The sequence below is a fragment of the Segniliparus sp. genome (assembly GCF_051660745.1).
Taxonomy (GTDB): Bacteria; Actinomycetota; Actinomycetes; order Mycobacteriales; family Mycobacteriaceae; genus Segniliparus.
The window spans coordinates 131,992-151,197 of record NZ_JBOFQF010000035.1 but is presented as its reverse complement, the minus strand read 5'-3'; the positions used below and the strand labels follow the sequence as shown (position 1 = coordinate 151,197).

At 66.5% G+C, this 19,206-nt stretch carries 19 protein-coding genes and 1 tRNA gene; 11 read left to right on the top strand and 9 right to left on the bottom strand.

Features of this window, described 5'->3' with window-relative positions; translation table 11 throughout:
• Complete coding sequence (locus tag ACRC20_RS12270; protein ID WP_438686657.1) at positions 1-990, top strand: hypothetical protein; 990 nt, start codon at positions 1-3, stop codon at positions 988-990.
• A gap of 177 nt (positions 991-1,167) precedes the next feature.
• Here ACRC20_RS12270 and ACRC20_RS12265 read toward each other — a convergent pair whose 3' ends face one another.
• Complete coding sequence (locus ACRC20_RS12265; RefSeq protein ID WP_438686656.1) at positions 1,168-1,410, bottom strand: hypothetical protein; 243 nt, start codon at positions 1,408-1,410, stop codon at positions 1,168-1,170.
• Positions 1,407-2,360, bottom strand: coding sequence for a hypothetical protein (locus ACRC20_RS12260; protein ID WP_438686655.1), 954 nt, complete (start codon positions 2,358-2,360; stop codon positions 1,407-1,409). Before ACRC20_RS12260 ends, ACRC20_RS12265 begins: the two co-directional genes overlap by 4 nt.
• 326 nt (positions 2,361-2,686) lie before the next feature.
• On the opposite strand from ACRC20_RS12260, the gene ACRC20_RS12255 reads away from it, so the two are divergent.
• From ACRC20_RS12255 to ACRC20_RS12245, 3 genes are all read left to right on the top strand, one after another.
• Positions 2,687-2,923, top strand: a complete 237-nt coding sequence (locus tag ACRC20_RS12255; protein WP_438686654.1) for a hypothetical protein — start codon at positions 2,687-2,689, stop codon at positions 2,921-2,923.
• Between the two features lie 159 nt (positions 2,924-3,082).
• Positions 3,083-3,754, top strand: coding sequence for a hypothetical protein (locus ACRC20_RS12250; RefSeq protein ID WP_438686653.1), 672 nt, complete (start codon positions 3,083-3,085; stop codon positions 3,752-3,754).
• 102 nt (positions 3,755-3,856) lie between these two features.
• Positions 3,857-4,768 carry a DUF2971 domain-containing protein gene (locus tag ACRC20_RS12245; RefSeq protein ID WP_438686652.1) on the top strand — a complete coding sequence of 304 codons (912 nt, stop codon included), beginning with the start codon at positions 3,857-3,859 and terminating at the stop codon, positions 4,766-4,768.
• Positions 4,769-4,906: 138 nt separating this feature from the next.
• Here the strand turns inward: ACRC20_RS12245 and ACRC20_RS12240 are convergent, their stop codons facing one another.
• The gene (locus ACRC20_RS12240) at positions 4,907-5,053 is read right to left on the bottom strand and encodes a hypothetical protein (RefSeq protein ID WP_438686651.1); all 147 of its coding nucleotides are present in this window, start codon (positions 5,051-5,053) and stop codon (positions 4,907-4,909) included.
• 95 nt (positions 5,054-5,148) lie between these two features.
• Here ACRC20_RS12240 and ACRC20_RS12235 point away from each other — a divergent pair, with 95 nt between their 5' ends.
• Both ACRC20_RS12235 and ACRC20_RS12230 read left to right on the top strand, forming a co-directional pair.
• Positions 5,149-5,424 (top strand): hypothetical protein, encoded by a 276-nt coding sequence (locus tag ACRC20_RS12235; protein WP_438686650.1) that lies wholly within the window; start codon positions 5,149-5,151, stop codon positions 5,422-5,424.
• Positions 5,425-5,502: 78 nt separating this feature from the next.
• Positions 5,503-6,159, top strand: a complete 657-nt coding sequence (locus tag ACRC20_RS12230; protein ID WP_438686649.1) for a TetR/AcrR family transcriptional regulator — start codon at positions 5,503-5,505, stop codon at positions 6,157-6,159.
• A gap of 22 nt (positions 6,160-6,181) precedes the next feature.
• Here ACRC20_RS12230 and ACRC20_RS12225 read toward each other — a convergent pair whose 3' ends face one another.
• Both ACRC20_RS12225 and ACRC20_RS12220 read right to left on the bottom strand, forming a co-directional pair.
• The gene (locus tag ACRC20_RS12225) at positions 6,182-7,273 is read right to left on the bottom strand and encodes an oxygenase MpaB family protein (protein WP_438686648.1); all 1,092 of its coding nucleotides are present in this window, start codon (positions 7,271-7,273) and stop codon (positions 6,182-6,184) included.
• Positions 7,270-8,799 carry an oxygenase MpaB family protein gene (locus tag ACRC20_RS12220; protein ID WP_438686647.1) on the bottom strand — a complete coding sequence of 510 codons (1,530 nt, stop codon included), beginning with the start codon at positions 8,797-8,799 and terminating at the stop codon, positions 7,270-7,272. The genes ACRC20_RS12225 and ACRC20_RS12220 overlap by 4 nt, the downstream gene beginning before the upstream one ends.
• 153 nt (positions 8,800-8,952) lie before the next feature.
• Between ACRC20_RS12220 and ACRC20_RS12215 the strand changes: the two genes are divergently transcribed.
• The 3 genes from ACRC20_RS12215 (at position 8,953) to polA (ending at position 13,432) form a co-directional block, all read left to right on the top strand.
• Complete coding sequence (locus tag ACRC20_RS12215; protein WP_438686646.1) at positions 8,953-9,783, top strand: helix-turn-helix domain-containing protein; 831 nt, start codon at positions 8,953-8,955, stop codon at positions 9,781-9,783.
• Between the two features lie 171 nt (positions 9,784-9,954).
• Positions 9,955-10,689 carry an ANTAR domain-containing response regulator gene (locus ACRC20_RS12210; protein WP_438686645.1) on the top strand — a complete coding sequence of 245 codons (735 nt, stop codon included), beginning with the start codon at positions 9,955-9,957 and terminating at the stop codon, positions 10,687-10,689.
• Between the two features lie 22 nt (positions 10,690-10,711).
• Positions 10,712-13,432 (top strand): DNA polymerase I, encoded by a 2,721-nt coding sequence (gene polA / locus ACRC20_RS12205; protein WP_438686644.1) that lies wholly within the window; start codon positions 10,712-10,714, stop codon positions 13,430-13,432.
• A gap of 79 nt (positions 13,433-13,511) precedes the next feature.
• On the opposite strand, the gene ACRC20_RS12200 is transcribed toward polA, so the two are convergent.
• Entirely contained in the window at positions 13,512-13,709 is a 198-nt protein-coding gene (locus ACRC20_RS12200) for a CsbD family protein (RefSeq protein WP_438686643.1), read from the bottom strand.
• 92 nt (positions 13,710-13,801) lie between these two features.
• Positions 13,802-14,632 carry an SDR family NAD(P)-dependent oxidoreductase gene (locus ACRC20_RS12195; protein WP_438686642.1) on the bottom strand — a complete coding sequence of 277 codons (831 nt, stop codon included), beginning with the start codon at positions 14,630-14,632 and terminating at the stop codon, positions 13,802-13,804.
• A gap of 127 nt (positions 14,633-14,759) precedes the next feature.
• On the opposite strand from ACRC20_RS12195, the gene ACRC20_RS12190 reads away from it, so the two are divergent.
• Positions 14,760-15,449: a TetR/AcrR family transcriptional regulator gene (locus ACRC20_RS12190; RefSeq protein WP_438686641.1), complete on the top strand. Its 690-nt coding sequence runs from the start codon at positions 14,760-14,762 to the stop codon at positions 15,447-15,449.
• Here the strand turns inward: ACRC20_RS12190 and ACRC20_RS12185 are convergent.
• A tRNA-Arg gene (locus tag ACRC20_RS12185) sits at positions 15,415-15,491 on the bottom strand. The two genes, ACRC20_RS12190 and ACRC20_RS12185, sit on opposite strands and share 35 nt — an antisense overlap.
• 689 nt (positions 15,492-16,180) lie before the next feature.
• On the opposite strand from ACRC20_RS12185, the gene ACRC20_RS12180 reads away from it, so the two are divergent.
• On the top strand, positions 16,181-16,882 hold the full coding sequence (locus ACRC20_RS12180) for a hypothetical protein (RefSeq protein WP_438686640.1): 702 nt from the start codon (positions 16,181-16,183) through the stop codon (positions 16,880-16,882).
• 15 nt (positions 16,883-16,897) lie between these two features.
• Here the strand turns inward: ACRC20_RS12180 and ACRC20_RS12175 are convergent, their stop codons facing one another.
• Complete coding sequence (locus ACRC20_RS12175; protein ID WP_438686639.1) at positions 16,898-19,204, bottom strand: MMPL family transporter; 2,307 nt, start codon at positions 19,202-19,204, stop codon at positions 16,898-16,900.
• Positions 19,205-19,206: the final 2 nt, after the last annotated feature.

Here is a 19,206-nt window from a genome sequence, read left to right as displayed (position 1 = left end):
ATGGCTTGGTGGACGTATCTGGTAGATGGGACAGCCAAAGTAGGGGCGCAGATTTTCCATTGGTTAGCTGAGGGAGGGGCATGGGTTTTCGGCTTGGTGTCCAACAACGCTGGGGCGGTCATAGGCACCATCTTGTCGCTCCTCGTCGCAGCGTTCCTCGCGCACTCTTTTACGAAGTCTCGCGACAACATGAAACGCCTCCGCGATAACGACACCGCCTCGCGGAAAATCATGCAGGAGAAGTGCGAGGAACTGCTCGACGCGGTCCAAGAGTCGCGGGCCTGGGCAAGGTCCAATCACGAAGAACTGAACTTGCTCGTGGGAAAGCGGGACTACCCGAAAGCCATCGAACTCCTCCACGAGATAAGCACGGGATTGGACAAGAATGCCTTCAAGCTTCTGCACAAGGGCATGGTGGCGATGAGCTTCTGCCCGACAGGTTTCGATGAGCACCCGGTCAACCTGGCGAAGAGCGCGTTCCTGTTTCTGAGATCAGTTCCAGACCACAAAGCGAAGCTGGACGACACAAGGCTGGACGCCGAGATCAGGAAAGTCCACGCACTTCTACGTGGGAGCTACAACTTGGAACTGTACGACAGCCTCGACCCCCGCTCGCTCAAGCATCGCCTCAAATATGGTCGCACGGAGGAACGCCGCCGAGCGTACAGGCAGAAGGCCGCTGAGAAAATCATGAAGAAGCTCGTGGACGACATCGAACAGAAGACGCAAGCACTACCCGTCCCGAAGCAAGGCGCGTTGTGGTCCGAGAGCCTTCCGAAGGGAACGCTCGACCAGGCACGCCAAGCGGCGGATGCCGCCGACCAGTCGCTGTCCGCGTGGATACGTCGCGCTGTGGAAATCAAACTACAAGTCGATAAGCTCGGCCCAACCCGCATCCCGCCCGCGAAGCGAAAGCGTGCGCGCGCATTGCTGTCGCCACTGCTCCACCTGAAATCTTCAAGTAGGAGCAGAACTCGACCTAACGTTTGACAGTTGTTGCAGTCCCAAAACTATCCTTGACCAGCAGAATCCAGTTTCCAGGTTTTATTTTCGTATTTCCGCAGGTCAAGCATGCAGTCGTGTTCCGTGAAACCCGTGATCACGTTCCTCGCCCGTTTTTCACCTATCCTGCTGAACAGCCGCTAAAAACTCACCATCAGTCCCACGTCAGGTTTCCGTCGTGGGGTTTCTCTTCTTCAGGAGTTCCGTGGCGAGTTCGCGGCCTGGTGCTCCGTGGAGGGTTTTCACGAGCTGCGTGCTGATGGTGGCGCGTTGAGCCGTGTCGCAGTCGGCGATGAGCTGGCGCATGGTGCGGAGGGCGTAGAGGTCGCGCGCGAATTTGAGGAGCACCGAGAGCGTTGAGGGGACTGCGACTCCAAGGGCGGCGAGGAGCGTCACGTCCACGCTCATTTTCGTGCTGCTTCCTCGCGCAGTTCGCGTAGGAAACGTTCGTGGGACTCCTCGTAACGCATCTTCTTCGGGCATGAGCAGTGATCTAGCCCGGGCCGACAGTTCTGCCTCAACACGATCTTGCTCTCATCGAGCAGAATGGTTGCGCCCGTGTCCTCTTCGGGCGGTTCCCACCCCGACTCTTCAGGGATGTAGTCGAGCCCGCTTCGGCGTAAGCGGTTGGACAGATCCTCATCGTCTTCCCCGCAGCAGTATTCGAGCACCATGTCCTCGAATCCGTGGTTGTACGAGTTGACGGAATTGCGGCAAGTTCCTGTTCGCGCCACCAGGCGAGGTCGTCGCAACAGCCTGCTGTACAGATAGTTCCGCGCGGCCGGGTTGTTGCCGAGGGAGGGCAGCGCCCATGTCTCCAGGAGGTCTTCTTCGCGCGGATGCAGGTGGTCTGGCTGTTTGAGCCAGACCTGGGTTTCTCTCGGTTCGCGATCTGGATAGCGCACGGCGCGGATATCGAGGTTCGCGATGTTTTTGTTGACGATTCGCAGGAGCGCTCCTGTCCCGAGCTGGGAGAGGACGAGCACCCCGTTCTCGTGTCGGGGGCGAAGCCCGGGCACGCCGATCACGCCCCCGTACTCAGGTTGATAGCGTGGAAGCAGCGCGGCGAGCACATTGTTGAGCATCGGTGGATGCGCTTCTAGGTCGAGCCCGTCTGGTCTGGGGATCGCGCTGATTATCCCGAACACGATGCGGTCCACCTGCTTATCGTGCAGGGCTTCCGCGAGACTGTGTGTCGCGTAGGCTTCGAAGCTGCGTTGTGCGCTGGTCGCGGCGTCGGGGACGGGTTGAGTTTTTGTGATGAGCCCAGTGGCCGCGAGCCTGCGGGCGTGCTCGGGGGAAGTTCCTGTCGCGCAGACGCACTCGTGGGCGACTCGCTGCTGGTTTGTCAGGGCCATGACAATTACCTCCGTGCTGTCTGGCCAGCGTTCTGGAGGCAGGTCTTCGTCCTGCGTTCGATAAGGGTGATGGTTCCACGGTGACGCGTGAGCGTGCTTCGGCCTTCCCAAGGCTCGCCAGAGAACCTTGGACGGCGGCGCCGACGTGACGACGCGGCGCACTGCTACTGCGCCGAACCCAGGATATCCGAACCCATCTGCCGCTCACGGACAAGGACTGGGCGTGTCGTAGGAACTGCTGCTCGGTCATCTGAACTTCCCAGTGCTAGGACAGGAAAGTGGTGCGCCTCGCCTAGTTTCTCGATGGCCTCACGTATTCTTAATGTATGACAAGCATCACGAAACTGGATGTTCTTCGAGCGGCGGTCGAGCTATGGGGTCAGAACGATCGCGCTGTCACCTCTGCGGATATAGCGGAGAGATTCAGTGTGGGCGAGGATCTGGCAAGACTGGAGCTGTTGCCGCTCGTAGCAGACTACTTCGAGACTTCGCTTCGTGGCGATGACGGAGTCGTCGCACTCCGACAGCCGACCGATGAGGCACGCAGGCTCGTCAGTCTGTAAGAACGGCCCAGGTGCGACTTCTTGAGTTGCCCGTAAGGCGATGATCAACAACGCGGCGGCGATTTCCGAGCGGAGCGGGTTTTGCATGGGGCCACACGCGGAGGGATTCCTAGATGACACATCTCGTTCCGCGCTGTCTCGTGGGGTTATGCTGCGTGGGTGGTGAGTGAAGAGGAGTCGGAGGGGGCGTTCAGGGCGCTGGCGGCGTTCTTGCGGGACAACGACCTCACCGGGTATCTCGCGGAGACGGAGACGGCCTTGAGAGGCGCGCAGGCTTCGACTGTGGAGGGGATTGTCGCGGAGCGGTTGTTCACGCCCGAATTGTTGGGGGCGGCATTGTCCGTTCGCGCCCTGGTGGGGAGGTTGAACGACGTGGTCCACGCCTCGGTGATCGCCCTGGTCCTCCCGAGAATTCTCGAACCGGGCGAGACGATCACCAAGCGCCCCTCTCTTGGGGCGGGGAACGACAAACTGCGCCCCTACGACTTGGAGACCGACAAAAGGGTCGCGGAGTTCAAGGTCGCGCAGTGGAAAGGCGCCGACACCATGCGGAAACGGCACGTCTTCGGCGACCTCGTCCACCTCGCCCTCGACCCCTCGGATCGTCGGGCGCAGCTCTACACGGTCGGACCCCGCCCCGCCCACTACCTCCGCGGCTCGAAAGCCACCGCGGGGTGGGCGATGGGCAGGCTCGCCCCAAGCCTGAGGGCACGTTTCAAGGAAGCCTTCGGCCCACCCGAACAGGTCAGCATCGCCGATTTCACCAACGGCCCCGCCCGACACGTCGAACTCATCGACCTCACTGCCATCATCCCTGGCCTCGCTGAATGATCATGAGCCGCGTGGAGTTCCGTGGTGTCCACACCAGACACCGTAACGAGAGGTGCCGACATGATCATCTGACCTGTTGATCGATGTCCGTAGACTACCGTTGTGACTGCAGCGAATCTGCCGAAAACGCTCTACCACTACACCGACGCCGCTGGGCTGGTCGGCATTCTGCGTCCGGAACAGCCCACTGAGACTGATTCCAGACCTCCCGCGAAGTTATGGGCCTCTGACGTGCGGTACATGAACGACTCCCAGGAGTTGAAGTTCGGCGCGGACATCTTCCGCAAACGATTGAAATCTGTGCTCAAAGAACCATCGATGGACGCCGATATTCGGATTGTTCTCAGGAAGCTTGCCGAGTGGTTTGACCCCGAGAATCTGTTTGACTGGGGACTGAGATGCTTCGCGACCTGCTTCTGCAGGAAGGGCGACCTGTTGAGCCAGTGGCGCGGGTACGGTTCCTTCGCCATCGGCTTCAATCGGGAAGCGCTGGCGAATGGATCACGGTACTCCATTCCTGAGGTAGAAAACCATGGCCCGTTCGCCACAGTGTTGAGCGAGGTCGTGTACGGCAAGAACAACGCCACCGCTGTGATCGACTCCGCTATACGTGCGATCATTCAAGGGGAAGCCCTGATCGGCCTCCGCCGAACAGAAGACAGCATCGACGCGAGGTATCTCGTGCTCGACCTGCTCCGTGTCATCTCCTCGGTGAAGCACAGCGCGTTCAAGGAAGAGCGGGAGTGGCGGCTGTTCGCGACCAACGATGTTTTCACCAACGCCAAAACCAGAGCGCGTGGCTCAGGCGGCACCGGGCTGCTCGTCCCGTACCTCGAAATGGCAGTCAACATGCCTGGGGCGAACGACACAGGCACAGTGCCACTTCTGCATGAGATCGTGGTTGGACCAGGCCCCGAACAAGCTGGGCAAATCGCGGCCGCCCGAGAACTGCTCAAATCCCTCGGACACAATCCCGACCTCGTCCGCCCCTCGAAGGCACCGCTCCGAAGATGACCAACCAACACCCCAGCCCAGTCCAACCCTGATTCGTTAGCCTCAGGCAACTGTCGGCAGGATTCACGAGATACGTCGGCAGGACCAGTCAAACCACCACACGTAGCTGCTGGTCCAGGGGTTCTGCAAACAGCCCACTCACGCTTTTTGCAGCGATTTCTTCTCAATCTTGTCGAGGGCACTTGGTCTCCCGGCGGTGGGTTCTTCCTCCTCGGCGATCGCGGCGCCTGTTGGGGCGGCATGCTGGCCAAGGGTTCTGCAATCAGCCCACTTGACGTTTTTCACGGCGATTTCTTCCCAATTTAATTCTCATTTGCTAACTTTGTAGTCGGCGCCGTGCTGTCGGCGTCGAACCATCGGCCGGGGATTCGGAGGCTCGAATGAAGGAAATGATGCTCGCGCCGACACGGGCGCTGCTGGTCGCGGCCTGTTTGGCGGCGCCGCTCGCAGTGGTCCAGGCGCAGCCCGCGTCCGCGGATGTGGAGGTTTGCGGCAGCGGACCATTCGGGCACGCTCGCGGCTGTATCGGATCGGACGGGGCGCGCGGCTGCGTCTCGGGGCCGTTCCGCCATGTCCAGGTGTGCGGCGGCGATGACGGCGACCGGGGCCGGGGGCACTGGCGCCACCGTCACGACGACGATGAGGACGACGACTGATCGGCTCTTCCGCGCGGGGGCTATAGCGGGGCCGTGCTGAGCGCCGAGCAGGCGGGCTTGCCGCAGTATGGTGTCTCTGTGGCGACGAGCGGCGAACGAGAGTCCAACAAGGGCGAGAGGCGCCGCTTTCCCGCCGCTGTGCGGACCGAGCTGATCCTTGAGGCCGCCACATCGGTGTTCGCCAAGCGCGGCAGCCGGGCCAACATGGTGGAGATCGCCACGGCCTGCGGCATCCGGCGCTCGGTCCTCTACTACTACTTCCCGACGCGCAAGGACCTGTATCTCGCCGTCGTCGACATGCAGCTCACCAAGCTGACCCGCGCGATGGCTCCCGTGCTCGGCGCCGACGGCGACCCCGAAGCCCGGTTCCGCCACGGCATCAGCCTCTTCGTCCGTTTCGCCGAGGAGCACCCTGAGGCGTGGGACGTCCTGTTCGCCGAAGGGGCCCAGTCGATCGACTCCGAGCTCGACGAGCTGCACAGGTTCGCCTGGGACTCGATGCTGGCAGCGGTGATCGCGCCGATCGGCCAAGAGATCGACCAGCTGGGGCTCGACATCTACAGCCCGAGGGTGGCCAGGCTCGCCGAGGTCTTGCTCGGCGGCGTGACCCGGTTGATCCTCTGGTGGCGCGATCACCCCGAAACGGCTCGCGGCGAGATCGAGGACTCCCTCGTCGATCTGCTCTGGTTCGGCGCGCGAGGCTTCTACGCGGGCGATCGCTTTCAGGCTGACTGATCCCGGCGGCGGGCCGCCCCGCTCACACGCAGACGGGCTCCGGCGCGCCCTGCGCGGCGAGCGGGGCCGTGCGCCCGACCCGCTTTTTCGCCTGCTCGATCTCGCGCATGCCGCCGATCCCGTCCATGATGGCGCACACGATCTTGATCACCTGCTGGTACACGAAGAGCGTCGGCGCGTAGGGCTGGCGGAACTGCATGACGTTTCGGACGGGTTTCGAGGCCGCGTTCAAGATGATCCAGCCCAGGGGGTTCGGCAAGAGCCGTTTGCCCCCGGTGGAGAAATTCCTCGCGTAGGCGACGTTGTCGGTGGTGATCGAGATCCCAAGGGACAGCGGGTGGTTTTCGAGGATGTCGTCGCATTCGGCCTTGGTCGTGGGCAGGTTCGTCCCGCCGAGCGCCTCGCCGACCTTGCTGTATTCGAGGTAGAACTGGTCGAAGGCGGCGCCGCGCAGCGGTTTCGGGTGGTACTTGGCGTGCGCGGTGGCGATGCCGTCCACCACGGTCGCATAGGTGAACCGGAAGAATTCCGGGTCTTTCGCGTCGTAGGGGACCCCGTCCGGGCGGAAGCCCTCGACTTTGCTGTGCATGGCTTTGACGATGTTGCACAGCGTTTCCGCGGAGTCGCTCGACGCGAGGACCACGCCGTAGAAGAACACGGAGGAACGGCCTGCCCGCACGGAGAACCCCGTCCCCGAGAAGTATCCGGGGAGCGCCTTGCCCGCCGCGTCCCGTCCGGGGAGTTTGGAATGGTCGTACACCGCGTACCGGATGTCCTGGTGCAGGATATCGATGAGCGCGGTGTTGAGCAGGCCGAAGTAGATGCTCGGCGCGTGCGTGTGCACGTACCACGCGGCGCTGTCCGGCCCGAACCAGCCCGGATCTCCGTTTGGCCCGTCGAACCGGACGTTCTTGAAGTAGTGCGGACGCAGCAGATCCATGAACAGGTCTAACGGGCTCAGCAGCGCAAGGGGGTCCGCTCGGATCGCCGCATGGACCGACGACAGGTCGAGCGGGCCGTCGGTCGGTATGAAACGGCTCACCGCGCCGTCCAAGATCGGGCCGACTATTTTCGCGGTCAAACCGCCCGCTGCGCTCATGATTTTCTTTTTCATCGTGAATCTTCCTTTCCTCGGGCGAGGGGTTCGGGCCGCAAGTCCGCGCGATTGGTCCTCGCGTGCTCCTGTGCGGGGCGTCGGCCTGCGCAGGATGTCGGCTCATGCGGGACGGGGCAGCGGGACAAGGGCGGCGGCGCGGGGATGGCCCCGCCCTGTGCGACGCCCGCCGTCGTGTTGTGGTGGTCGAACGGCGTGCCGCTCAGGCCGCGCCGCGCGGCGAGCCGTTCCATGAACTCGTGCGAGCGGTAGACCGGAGCCGTCGTGCGTGCCTCGGCCCGCCGCGCCGCGCCCGGCAGCACGTCGGCGACCCGCCGGAACCCGACGTTCCCCCAGACGAAGGCCTTGCCGAGCGCGGTCCAGAGCCGCAGGTCCACGTCCCGCATCCGGGTGCCGCCGATGAGCGCCCGCGTCAACCGTTCGCCGCTGTAGTACGTCATCAGCCCGAGCATCGGCGTGAGCAGGGCCCGCGTGATCAGGCCGGAGCCCCCCGGCCGGTCGAAGGCGGCGCGCGCCTGCACGTCCGTCCACGGCGACGGCCCGCCCGCGTGCGCGACGCCCCAGTCCATGATTTCGACCGCCGCCCTGGCGTCGCGGGGGATGATGTCGTCGGCCACCCCGAAGACGTGCGCGATGTAGTTCCAATACATCGTCACCGCGTCCAAGTCCGCCCACGTGCATGTGCGCCCGTGCGCGTGGTCCACCAAGAGCGGCTGCAACGCGAACGTCGTCGCGGCCACCATCATCCACGCGCTGGAGATCGGGTCGCCATGCGCCGCGAACGCGCCGCGCGGGCCGGACGCGCCCGCCGCCGCGGGCGCGTCCGGGTCGTCGCCCCAGCGCCGCCGCAGCCCTGCGCGCACCTGCGAGTGCATGAGCCGCACCCGCACGGTGTCTTTGAACGGCTCCGCGAACCGCTCCAACGCCCCTTTGAGCGTCACCGCCCGGAACCAGGCCCCCGTCTCCAGGCTCCGGCGCAAATTGTCCTGCACCAGTCGTCCCGTCTCGCCCACCGCATACGCGACGTCGTCGCCGACGAAGGTGCCGAACACGTCCCCGACGAGCATGCCGAGGCCTCCGGCGAGCGAGGCGTTGTTCCACAGCACCCGCCCGCGCTCCCACAGCTCCCAGTCCAGCCACTCCGGCGTGCGGTCAAGGGGCTCGAACAGCGCGACCAGCTCTGCGGGCGCGTCAGGGACAGACTCGATCCCGTGGTCGAGCGCCTGGTCCAAGAGTTTTCGGCCCTCGGCCATGCCCATCTCGCGGAACTGTTCGACCACCGCGTCCATCAGCTCGTCCCCCTGCCACATGTGGTCGATCACCTTCCGCACCGGCTCGGTCTCCCTTGGCTTCGTTTGGAAGTCGATCCAGCCCTCCAGGATGTTTTGGCGCGCAGGGGTCCAGATGTCGTCGAACCGGACTCGCGGCGGCGCGGGCCGCAGCGCCATGCCGTCCCGCCGGTAGTAGTCGAACGGATGCCCGTCGTGCTGCGCCGCCGCGTCGGCCTGCGCTGCCTGGCTCGTCATGAGTGCTCTCCTGTCGGACGACTGCGCGATCAACGTCAAAAGTGATCTGCGACTCATGCTAACAGCAATAGACACTTGTGTCTATAAGCAATAGGCACTCGTGCCTATTGCTGCCGGGGCGCAGCATCCGCGCCGAGGCCGTAGTATCGAGTCATGCCAAGGCGGAAAGCCGATGTCGTCGGCCTTGACCCTGTTGACGTCGTGGTCAAACGGCACGATCCGCCCACCGCGTGGGCGGCTTGGTTCGAGCGGGCCAGATGCCGGTGCGACCTCACGCGGCAGAGGATCGCCGAGCTGACCGGGATCAGCGTGTACTCCCAGCGCAGGTGGGCGGAGGACGGCGACCTGCCCAGCATCGAAGAGCTCCGGCGCATCGCCGAAGCGACCGGCTCCGAGTACGTGGACCTCCTGCTGGTGTGCGGCTATATCGCCAAGGCCGACATCGCAAGGCTCGTCCGGCGCGCGCACCTGCCGCCGCCGGGCGAGGACCGCGCCCTGGACTTCCCCGGGCTCGGCGACAGGGAGCAAGAGGCCCGGATCGACCACCGCGAGCTCGCCGCCGTGCGGGTGGCGGGCGGCGAGCTCACCTTGTGCGCGGAGCGCGCCGAGGGGCACGATCCTTTGGTCCTCTCCAAATACGTCTCCGACGACGGCGCGAGGACGGACGTGTGGTTCACGCGCGAGGGCGCGCAGGAGGCGCTCGGCCTCTTCAAGGAGGGGCAGCGGGTCGTCAAGAACTGGTTCGACCGCCAAGGAGCCTGGTCGGCATACGGGAACCAGCGCATCCGCCTGGGGACCTGCGAGGCCTCCGGCCGCACGCTCATGGTCTACGTCGAGCTCGAGCCCGGCGAGGAGCCGAGGGTCGTCTCCGCGTCGTCTGCGCCGCAGGCGCCGAGCAGCCGCGTCGAGTTCACCCGTCCGGCGCTCGCCGAATTCGTCGACCGGCTCCGCGAGGGGGTCTTCTTGCTCCGGCGGTGGGGGTAGCGCTCCCTCTGGGGTATATCAAGCCATATAATGGCTGCTGCGCCAGGCTGGGCGGATCGGTCTGGGAGTCGACGCCGTGGTCGCGATCCCGTAGAGTGCGGTGCGTATTCCATTGGCGGAGGAGCAAGAGGACACGGTCCGTCTGGGCCGATTTCGAGAGAGGCGAAGGCATTGGGAGAGGGAGTCCAAACACGCGACGGAGCGTTGCGGGTGCTGGTCGCGGAGGACGAGGCGCTCATCCGTCTCGATCTCGTCGAAATGCTCAAAGAGGAAGGCTACGGCGTGGTCGGGGAGGCCGCGGACGGGCAGTCCGCCGTTGACCTGGCCCTGTCGCTGCGCCCGGACGTGGTCATCATGGACGTGAAGATGCCGGTGCGCGACGGCATCGACGCGGCGAGCGAGATCGCGAAAGACCGCGTGGCCCCGGTGGTGATCCTGACGGCGTTCAGCCAGCGGGACATGGTGGAGCGCGCCAGGGACGCGGGGGCGTTGGCGTACTTGGTCAAGCCGTTCTCGCAGGCCGACCTCGCGCCCGCGATCGAGCTCGCGGTGAGCCGGTTCGAGGAAGTCGTCGCGCTGGAGAAAGAGGTGCTGTGCCTCCAGGAGCGGTTCGAAGCCCGCAAAGTGGTCGACCAGGCGAAGGGCCTGCTCATGGACGCCCACAAGCTCACCGAGGCGCAAGCGTTCAAATGGCTGCAGCGGTCGGCGATGGACCGCCGCGAGACCATGAAAGCCGTGGCCGAGACTGTGATCACGACGCTCAGCGGGAAGAGCGCGGGCGAGGTGGAGCCGCTTGAGGAGTTCGAGGAGCCCGCGCCGCGCAAAGCCCGTCCGCGCAAACGTGCCGAGGCAGAGCCTCCGGCGGCTTCCTCCGATGCGGAGCCCCCAGTGCCTTCGGCCAGCTGAGGCCAGCGCATAGACTGGCCCGGTGACCTCGCCGAAGCATAAACTCCTCCTGCTCGACGGGCATTCGCTCGCCTTCCGGGCTTTCTACGCCTTGCCCGAGGAGAATTTCCGAACGGCAGACGGCCTGACGACGAACGCGGTCTACGGCTTCGTCTCGATGCTCATCAACCTCCTGCGCGACGAAGACCCCACGCATGTCGCGGTCGCGTTCGACGTGTCCCGCAAGACGTTCCGCTCGGAGATGTACCCCGAGTACAAGGCGACCCGCTCGAAATCGCCGGAGTCTTTCCCGCCGCAGGTGGAGCTGATGAAAGAAGTCCTCGCCGCGCTGGGGATCGCGGTGGAGGCGCATGAGGGCTTCGAGGCGGACGACATCATCGCCACCTACGCCACGCAAGGCCAGCAGCAGGGCTACCAGGTGCTCATCATGACCGGGGACCGGGACGCTTTGCAGCTCGTGACCCCCGAGGTCACCGTGCTGTACCCGAACCGGGGGGTGTCGGACCTGGTCCGCTACACCCCGGAGCGGGTGGAGGAGAAGTACGGGCTCACGCCCGCGCAGTACCCCGACTTCGCCGCGCTGCGGGGCGACCCGAGCGACAACCTGCCGAAGATCCCCGGAGTCGGCGAGAAGACCGCGTCGGGCTGGGTGCGGACCTACGGCTCGCTCGCCGGGCTGTTGGAGCGGGCCGACGAGGTGACGGGGAAGACCGGCCAGGCGCTGCGCGACCACCTCGACCAGGTGCGGCGCAACCGCCAGCTCACCGAGCTGGTCCGGGACATGGAGGTGGGCCACACGCTTGAGGAGCTGGCGCGCCAGCAGTGGGACCGGGAGCGGGTCCACGCGCTCTTCGACCGGCTGGAGTTCCGGGTGCTCCGCGACCGGCTGTTCGCGACCTTGAGCGCGGTGGAGCCCGAGGCGGAGGAAGGCTTCGACGTGGACGGGGAGCTGCTCGCCCCCGGCGCGGTCGGCGCATGGCTGGCCGAACACGTCCGGCCGGCGGGCGGCGCGCGGTGCGGCGTGGCCGTGCACGGCGCGCAGGTCCCGTCGGGCGGCGGCGGCACGCCGCTCAAAGACGGCGGGGGCGCGCGGCTCGTCGCGATCGCGAGCGCGGACGGGCAGGGCGCGGCGATCCGGACCGAGGCGATGACCCCGGAGGACGTCCGGGCGCTCGGCGACTGGCTCGCCGACCCTGCCGCGCCCAAGGCGTTCCACGAGGCGAAGTGGGCGACACACGCGCTGCGGGGCAGCGGTTTCGCCGAGATCGCGGGCGTCACGACCGATGTCGGGCTCGCCGCGTATATCGCCAGGCCGGGGCAGCGTTCCTTCAACCTTCCCGACCTCGCGGTGCGGTACCTGCGCCGACAGCTCGGCCCCGAGGACAGCGGGCAGAAACAGCTCTCGCTCCTCGACGACGCGGAGGGGGACGACAAGGAGTCCCGCGACTGTGTCGCGGAGGCCGCTGCCGTCCGGGAGCTCGGCGACGCGCTGGACGGCGTGCTCGACAAGGCCGGTTCCGCCGAGCTGCTCCGCACGATGGAGCTGCCGCTCACCTTCGTGCTCGCCACGATGGAGGAAGCCGGGATCGCGGTGGACCAGGACGCGCTGGCGGGCCTGCACGCCGACTTCGCCGCGCGCGTGAAGCAGGCGGCCGAATCGGCGTACGCCGTGATCGGGAAAGAGATCAACCTCGGCTCGCCCAAGCAGCTGCAGGTGGTGCTCTTCGACGAGCTCGGCATGTCCAAGACGAAGAAGACCAAGACGGGCTACACCACGGACGCCGACGCGCTGCAGTGGCTCTTCGAGAAGACCCGGCACGAGTTCCTGTCGCACTTGCTCGAGCACCGGGACGCGACCAGGCTCATGACCACGGCGCAGGGCCTGATCAAGGCGGTCGGCCCGGACGGGCGGATCCACACCACGTTCCGCCAGGACGTGGCGGCCACCGGCAGGCTCTCCTCCACGGACCCCAACCTGCAGAACATCCCGGTCCGCACGGACGAGGCGCGGCGGATCCGGGGGGTGTTCGTGGTCGGGGACGGGCACGAGGCCTTGATGACCGCGGACTACTCGCAGATCGAGATGCGGATCATGGCGCACCTCTCCGGGGACGAGGGCCTCATCGAGGCGTTCCGCACCGGCGAGGACCTGCACAACTTCGTCGCCTCGCGCGCGTTCGGCGTGCCGATCGACGACGTGGGCGCGGAGCTGCGGCGGCGGGTGAAGGCGATGAGCTACGGCCTCGCGTACGGTTTGTCCGCGTTCGGCCTCGCCCAGCAGCTCGGCGTCTCGGGCGAAGAGGCGAAGGCCCAGATGGACGCGTATTTCGCCAGGTTCGGCGGAGTCCGCGACTACCTGCACGCGGTGGTCGAAGAGGCTAGGCGCAAGGGGTACACCGAGACCCTGTTCGGGCGGCGGCGCTACCTGCCGGACCTCACCAGCGACAACCAGCAGCAGCGCGCCGTCGCGGAGCGGGCCGCGCTCAACGCCCCGATCCAGGGCAGCGCCGCCGACATCATCAAGGTCGCGATGATCCATGTGTCCGAGGCGCTCGCGGAGCGCAAGATGCGCTCGCGAATGCTGCTGCAAGTGCACGACGAACTGGTGCTGGAAGTCGCGGACGGCGAGCGCGAGGAACTCGCCGAGCTGGTCGCCGAGCAGATGGGATCGGCCATCGAGCTGCTGGTCCCGCTCGACGTCTCGGTCGGCTTCGGGGCCAATTGGGACGCGGCCGCCCACTAAAGATCAGCGGGCGTGATTTCTAGAACGAACAGGGGCGCCGCCGAAATGATTCGGCGGCGCCCCTGTTTTCGTCTACGGACTATTTGCCGCTCAGCTTGTCCTTGATGCTGTCGACAATGCCCTTGGCCTTGTCTGCGACCTCTTCGGCCGCCTGTTTGACCTTCGCGGAGGCCTGGTCGGCCAGCCCTTCGGCCTTGAGCTTGTCGTTGTCGGTCAGATCGCCGACGGCCTCTTTCGCTTTCCCGCCGAATTCTTCTGCTTTGTCAGAAATGCTCATGACATATTCCTTCGCGTTTGAGCTAAGCCCAGCTATTTGCCGGACCCTGACCACCCTAGCGAAAATTGAGGATCGGTGGCTTCGGCCAGCTCTCAGGACCGGTTCTTCGGGATGGCCCGTTTCGTGACGAACTCCACCGCGCCCTGGTACCAGGACCCGGTCACGCGCACGAAGAGGTCGAGGAACTTGGCGTCGGGGCCGACCAGGACGCGGGCGCGGTTGCGGCCCACCGCGTTGAGGATGATGTTCGCGGCCCGCTCCGGCGTGGTGAGGGCGAACCGCTGGAACAGGCGCATCGTCGCGGCCCCGTCGTAGTCCTCGTCGAACTGGGCGTTGTTGACGATATTCGTCTTGATGCCGCCGGGGTGGACCGTGGTCACCTTCACCGGGCGGCGGGCGGCGCGCATCTCCTGGCGCAGCGCCTCGGTGAAACCGCGCACCGCGAACTTCGCCGCGTTGTACGCGCTCTGGCTGGGCACGGCGAACAGTCCGAAGACGCTGGAGACGTTGACGACATGCCCGTCGCCGGAGGCGATGAGATGCGGCAGGAAGGCTTTGGTCCCGTAGACCACGCCCCAGAAGTCGATGTCGACGACGCGCTCGATGTCTTTGATCGCGCTCTTCTCGAAATCGCCGAGGAACGCGATGCCCGCGTTGTTGTACACCTGGTGCACCACGCCGAAGTGCGCCTTGACCTCGTCCGCGTACAGGAACACCGCCTGCTCCTCGGCGACGTTGAGACGGTCCGCCTTCACCTGCGCGCCAGCCGCCTCGACCAGCCGCTTCGTCTCGGCCAGCCCTTCGACGTCGATGTCGCTGATCGCGAGTTTCGCCCCGCGCCGCGCCAGTTCCACGCTCAACGCGCGGCCAATGCCTGAAGCCGCTCCGGTCACCACGGCCACTTTGTCTGAGAAATAGCTCACAGTCGAACAATATCAGGGCGGTTGTGGGCCAGGCGGGGCGCCTCAGACGTCGTTATACGACTGCGGCCGGCATGATCGGCGGCGATGCTCCTGTCGCGACCAGGGGAGTGATGAGTATCATACTCCTATGCCAGCGGACCATACGAAGACCTTCCAGCGCGGCAAACGGCGGTTGACCGCGCCTGAGCGCAGGGAGGTGATCCTCGAGGCGGCCAAGCGAGTCTTCGCGGCGAACGGCTACAACGCGGGCATGGGCGAGGTCGCGACGGCGAGCGGAGTCCGGCGCACGGTCCTCTACCACTATTTCCCGACGAAGAAAGACCTGTACCTCGCCGTCGTCGAGGCGCAAGTGGCGAAACTGATGCTCCGCATGGAGCCGACGTTCAACGCGGAAGACGGGCCGGACGAGCGGATGCGGCAGAAGCTCTCCGTGATCGTCGATTTCGTGGAGGACGATCCCGACGCGTGGGACATCGTGTGCGCGACGACGCCCGGCTCCAGCGATTCCGAGATCCGCGCGTTGCAGCGGGAGATCAGGTCGGTCGTGCGCACCGGCATCGTGGATTTTTTGCGCAACAGCCCCGATTCGGCGATGTTGGACGAGCTGGACTTCGCGAGGCCTGCGGCCATCGCCCTGTTCGAGATCACCTCGGGCGGCCTGATCAGCGTGACCCGGTGGTGGCGCAGGCACCCCGAAGTCTCCAGGGCGGAGATCGAGGAGGTGCTCTTCGTGGGATTGTGGCTCGGCAGCCGGAGCGCGTACCTCGGCGAACAGGGCGCGGTGGTGACCCCAGCAGGACTCGAACCTGCGACCTAGAGATTAGAAGGCTCTTGCTCTATCCAGCTGAGCTATGGGGCCGTGCGAGCACTGATTCTACCCGCCCGCGCAATCCGTCTGCGAACGCTCTGGGCGCGCCGGGGCCTCTTCGCTCGGCCCGATCCGTCCGTGCGGCCGAGCGGACGCGGGCCGGGCGGCCGCCAGCTCCATGATGTGATGTCCGATAACCTTGTTCCGAGGAGTGATGTTCGACGGGTGCGGCGGAGGCCTGTGAGATAACCTCGTCCGTGGGCTATGCGAGCGCCCCAGCTCCTGAGGGGAAGGGCTCGAACAGGGCGGAGAAACCTGCCCCGTCTTGTCTGCATGATTTTGACCAGGTGGTTTGCGGGCGCGCCTCGCGATCTCCGGCGGGCAGGCAGGGTCTGTCGGAGATTCGAAGAGAGCGGGACGTGGGCGCCGCCACGCTCGGGCGGGATCGGGCAGTTCGGCTGCGGCTTCGTTTTGTGAGTGGTGGGCGTTCTGGTTAGCATCGCTGGGCTGCGAGACACAGCGTCGTGTTGTTGCGAGTCGGAGCGAGGCTCCGTCGTCAAACAGGTCGATTCGGTGTCAGAGGTGGTTTTGGGTATGGAGAATGCTCGCTCATCCGGAGGCGCGCGCGCTTTTTGGCGGCGTGCGAGGTCGCTCTCGCTCCCATGCGCGGGGATCGCGGCGGGGGGCCGTCCGATCGCCGGAGAGGTCTTGCCTGCTCGAGAAGAAGGGCAGTCGCCGTCGTGATGCTCGTCGATGTTTTTTTCGGGGCCGCCGCCGCGCTGGTGGTCGCGCTGCTCGTCGTTTGGGCGCGCCGCGCGCGCCGCGCCTCTTTCGAAGAGAGGTTCCTGGCGCTCTTGGGCGACTACGACAAGCTGGCCCGCTCCTCTTCGGAGCCGTCTGCGGCCGCGCTGTTGAAGGAGCGCTTGGGCGAGATAGTGCGCGAGCGCCGTTTCGAGCGGCTCAATAGCGACTTCGCCGTCGCGTTCCTCGCCTGCCTGTGGCTGTTCGTCATGGTCGGAGCGGGGGCGTTCATCGTCGAACGGCTCATCGCGCGCGCTCCTCTGACGTGGGGCGACGGTTTGCGGATCAATGGCTACCTCTCGGTGTCCGTGGCTCTCGTGGTCGTCACGTTCGCGCTCGACGCGCATTCTCGTCGGCGCGTGGCAGTCGAGGAGCAGCACAGGGTTTATCGGGAGACCGGGCGGTGGCCTGAGCCTGGGGAGGGCAGTCTGCAGTCGAGCCCGTTGTTGCAGTTGGTCCTCGGGTGGAGAGCTGAGCTGTCAGCCGCGTGGGGCGGGGCTCGGCGGTGGACGGGCGGTTCTGCGAAGCGAGGCGTGGAAGGCTCCGGCCCTGAGGGGGACGACCAGGTGGCGGACGCGGACGAGGGGAGCTCCGCTCCAGCTCCGAGCGAGGCTTCGGCGGAGGCGGCACAGGGGGCGTAGCGCTCTCTGCGCCCGTCACCGCATCGGGGCGACCTGGCCCCGGCCATGCCTGCCGTGATGTCGGTGGTGCGGCGCCTGCCCGTCCTCGCTCAGCCCGATCCGTTCGTGCAGCCTGGCCAGCGGGCCGGGCGACCACCAGTTCCACCGGCCTGCCAAGCGCATGAACGCGGGCACCAGGACGATCCGGACCAGGGTCGCGTCCATCCCGACCGCGAGCACCAGGCAGATCCCGAACATCCGCATGAATGAGATCTGCGCCGAGCACATCGCGGCGAAGACGACGCACATGAGCATCGCGGCTGCGGTGACCACGCGCCCCGACGTGGCGATGCCGAGCGCGACGGACTCCTCGTTGTCCGCCGGGGTCTGCCCCGAGGCGAGCCAATGCTCCCGGATCCGGGACACGATGAAGACCTCGTAGTCCATGGAGAGCCCGAAGGCGAGGACGAACATGAAGACGAGCATGTTCAGCACGAGCGCCCCGGTGGCGGTGGTGCCGAGCCCGCCGAGATGGCCTTGCTGGAAGACCCACACCGAGGCCCCGAGCGCGGCGGCGAGCGAGAGCAGGTTCAGCGCGAGGGATTTGACCGGCAGCACGACGCTCCCGGTGAGCAGGAAGAGCAGGACGAAGGAGCTGAGCGCGATGAGCGCGCCGACGAGGGGCAGTTTGTCGAGCACGACGGCGGTGGCGTCGGCCCCGATCTGCTCTTGCCCGGTGAACTGCGCGTGCGCCCCGTCGGGCGGCGGGACGGCGCGCAACGCCCGCAGCTGCTGGTCCGCGTGCGTGGAGAACGCGCGCACCGACGGGTATTTGACGACGGTGAGCCACGCCAGGCCGTCTTTGCTCCCCGTGCCGAAGGCTGGCGGCCCGGCGAGCTTGCCGTCCGCATGCGCCCCGTCCGGCGCGTTGACGTGCAGCACCCATGGGGCGCGCGAGAGCCGGTCCGCGTAACGGGACAGCTCCTGCGCGCCCGCCTTGTCCGCGTCCGACACGACGATGGAGATCACGTCGGAGGGGTCGAGCCGGAACTGCGCGCGCACCGCGTCGCCCACCTGCCGGGCCGAGGACGAGTGCGGCAGGACCCGGTCGGTCGGCGTGCCGAACCGGGCGTCGACGAATGGCGCGCCGAGCAAGGCCAGCGCCGCGACCCCGCCGGCCAGCGCCACGACGGCATGCCGCATGGCCAGCTTGGCGGACCGGTGCCAGAAATTCCGCCGCTCGCCGCCGCCGGGCTCCTGCGCCGGTGCTTCCCCGGTCGCGCCCGCCCTCGCGAAGAGCCGTCGGAGCCCTGCCCGCAGGTCCAACGCCTCGATCCGGTCGCCGAGCACGGCGATGAGGGCGGGGGCGACAAGCACGGTGGCGGCCGCCGCGACAACAACGACGCCGATCCCCGCGTACGCCATCGAGCGCAAGAAATACACGGGGAAGACCGTCAGCGCGCTCAGCGCGAGGATCACTGTGACGGAGGAGAACAGCACGGTGCGCCCGGCTTTGCCGACCGCTGTGCGCAGCGCCTCGTCGCGGTCGCCGCAGCGCTGGCACTCCTCTCGGTACCTGCTGACGAGCAGCAAGGTGTAGTCGATGCCGAGGGCGAGCGCGATGGCGGTGGTGAGGTTCATCGCGTAGGTGGAGACCGGCGTGACCGTGGTGAGCAGGCGCAGCTCCGCCAGCGTCCCGGCGATGGCGACGCCGCCGACCACCAGCGGCAGCAGCGCGGCGTAGAGCCCGCCGAAAACCAGCACGAGGGCGAGGAGGCTGAGCGGGACGGCGATCGCCTCCATGACGAGCAGGTCTGTCTTGCCCTGGTCGACGATCTCCGCCTGCACGATCGCGACCCCGCCGGGGACGACGGCCAGCCCGTCGCGCGTCCCCGACACGGCCTCCGCCACAGCCTTCGCGTTCGCCGGGGCCCTGTCCTCCCCGCCTTCGACGGTGGCGACGACGAGCGCCGACTTGCCGTCCTTGCTGGTGAGCGATTTCGCGACAGGTCCGGGAGCGGTCCACGGCGAGACGACCGAGCGGACGTGGGGCGCCGAGCCGAGCCGCGCCGCCAGGCGCTTGCCCGCCTCGGCGGCCGCGGGGTCGTCGACTCCTGCCGGGGTTCGCACGAGGAGGGTCAGGTCCATGCGCTCCTGGTCGAAGTGCTGGGCGAGCAGGTCGCTGGCGCGCGCCGACTCCGAGTCCGTGCTGAGCTGCCCGCCGTTGAGCAGGCGCGCCTGCGCGGTGGCTCCGAACGCCCCGCACAGCGCCGTCACGAGGACGACGACGGCGAGTATCCGCTTGGGGGCCGCGATGGCCAGCCGGGCGGCGCGGTCGAGCACGC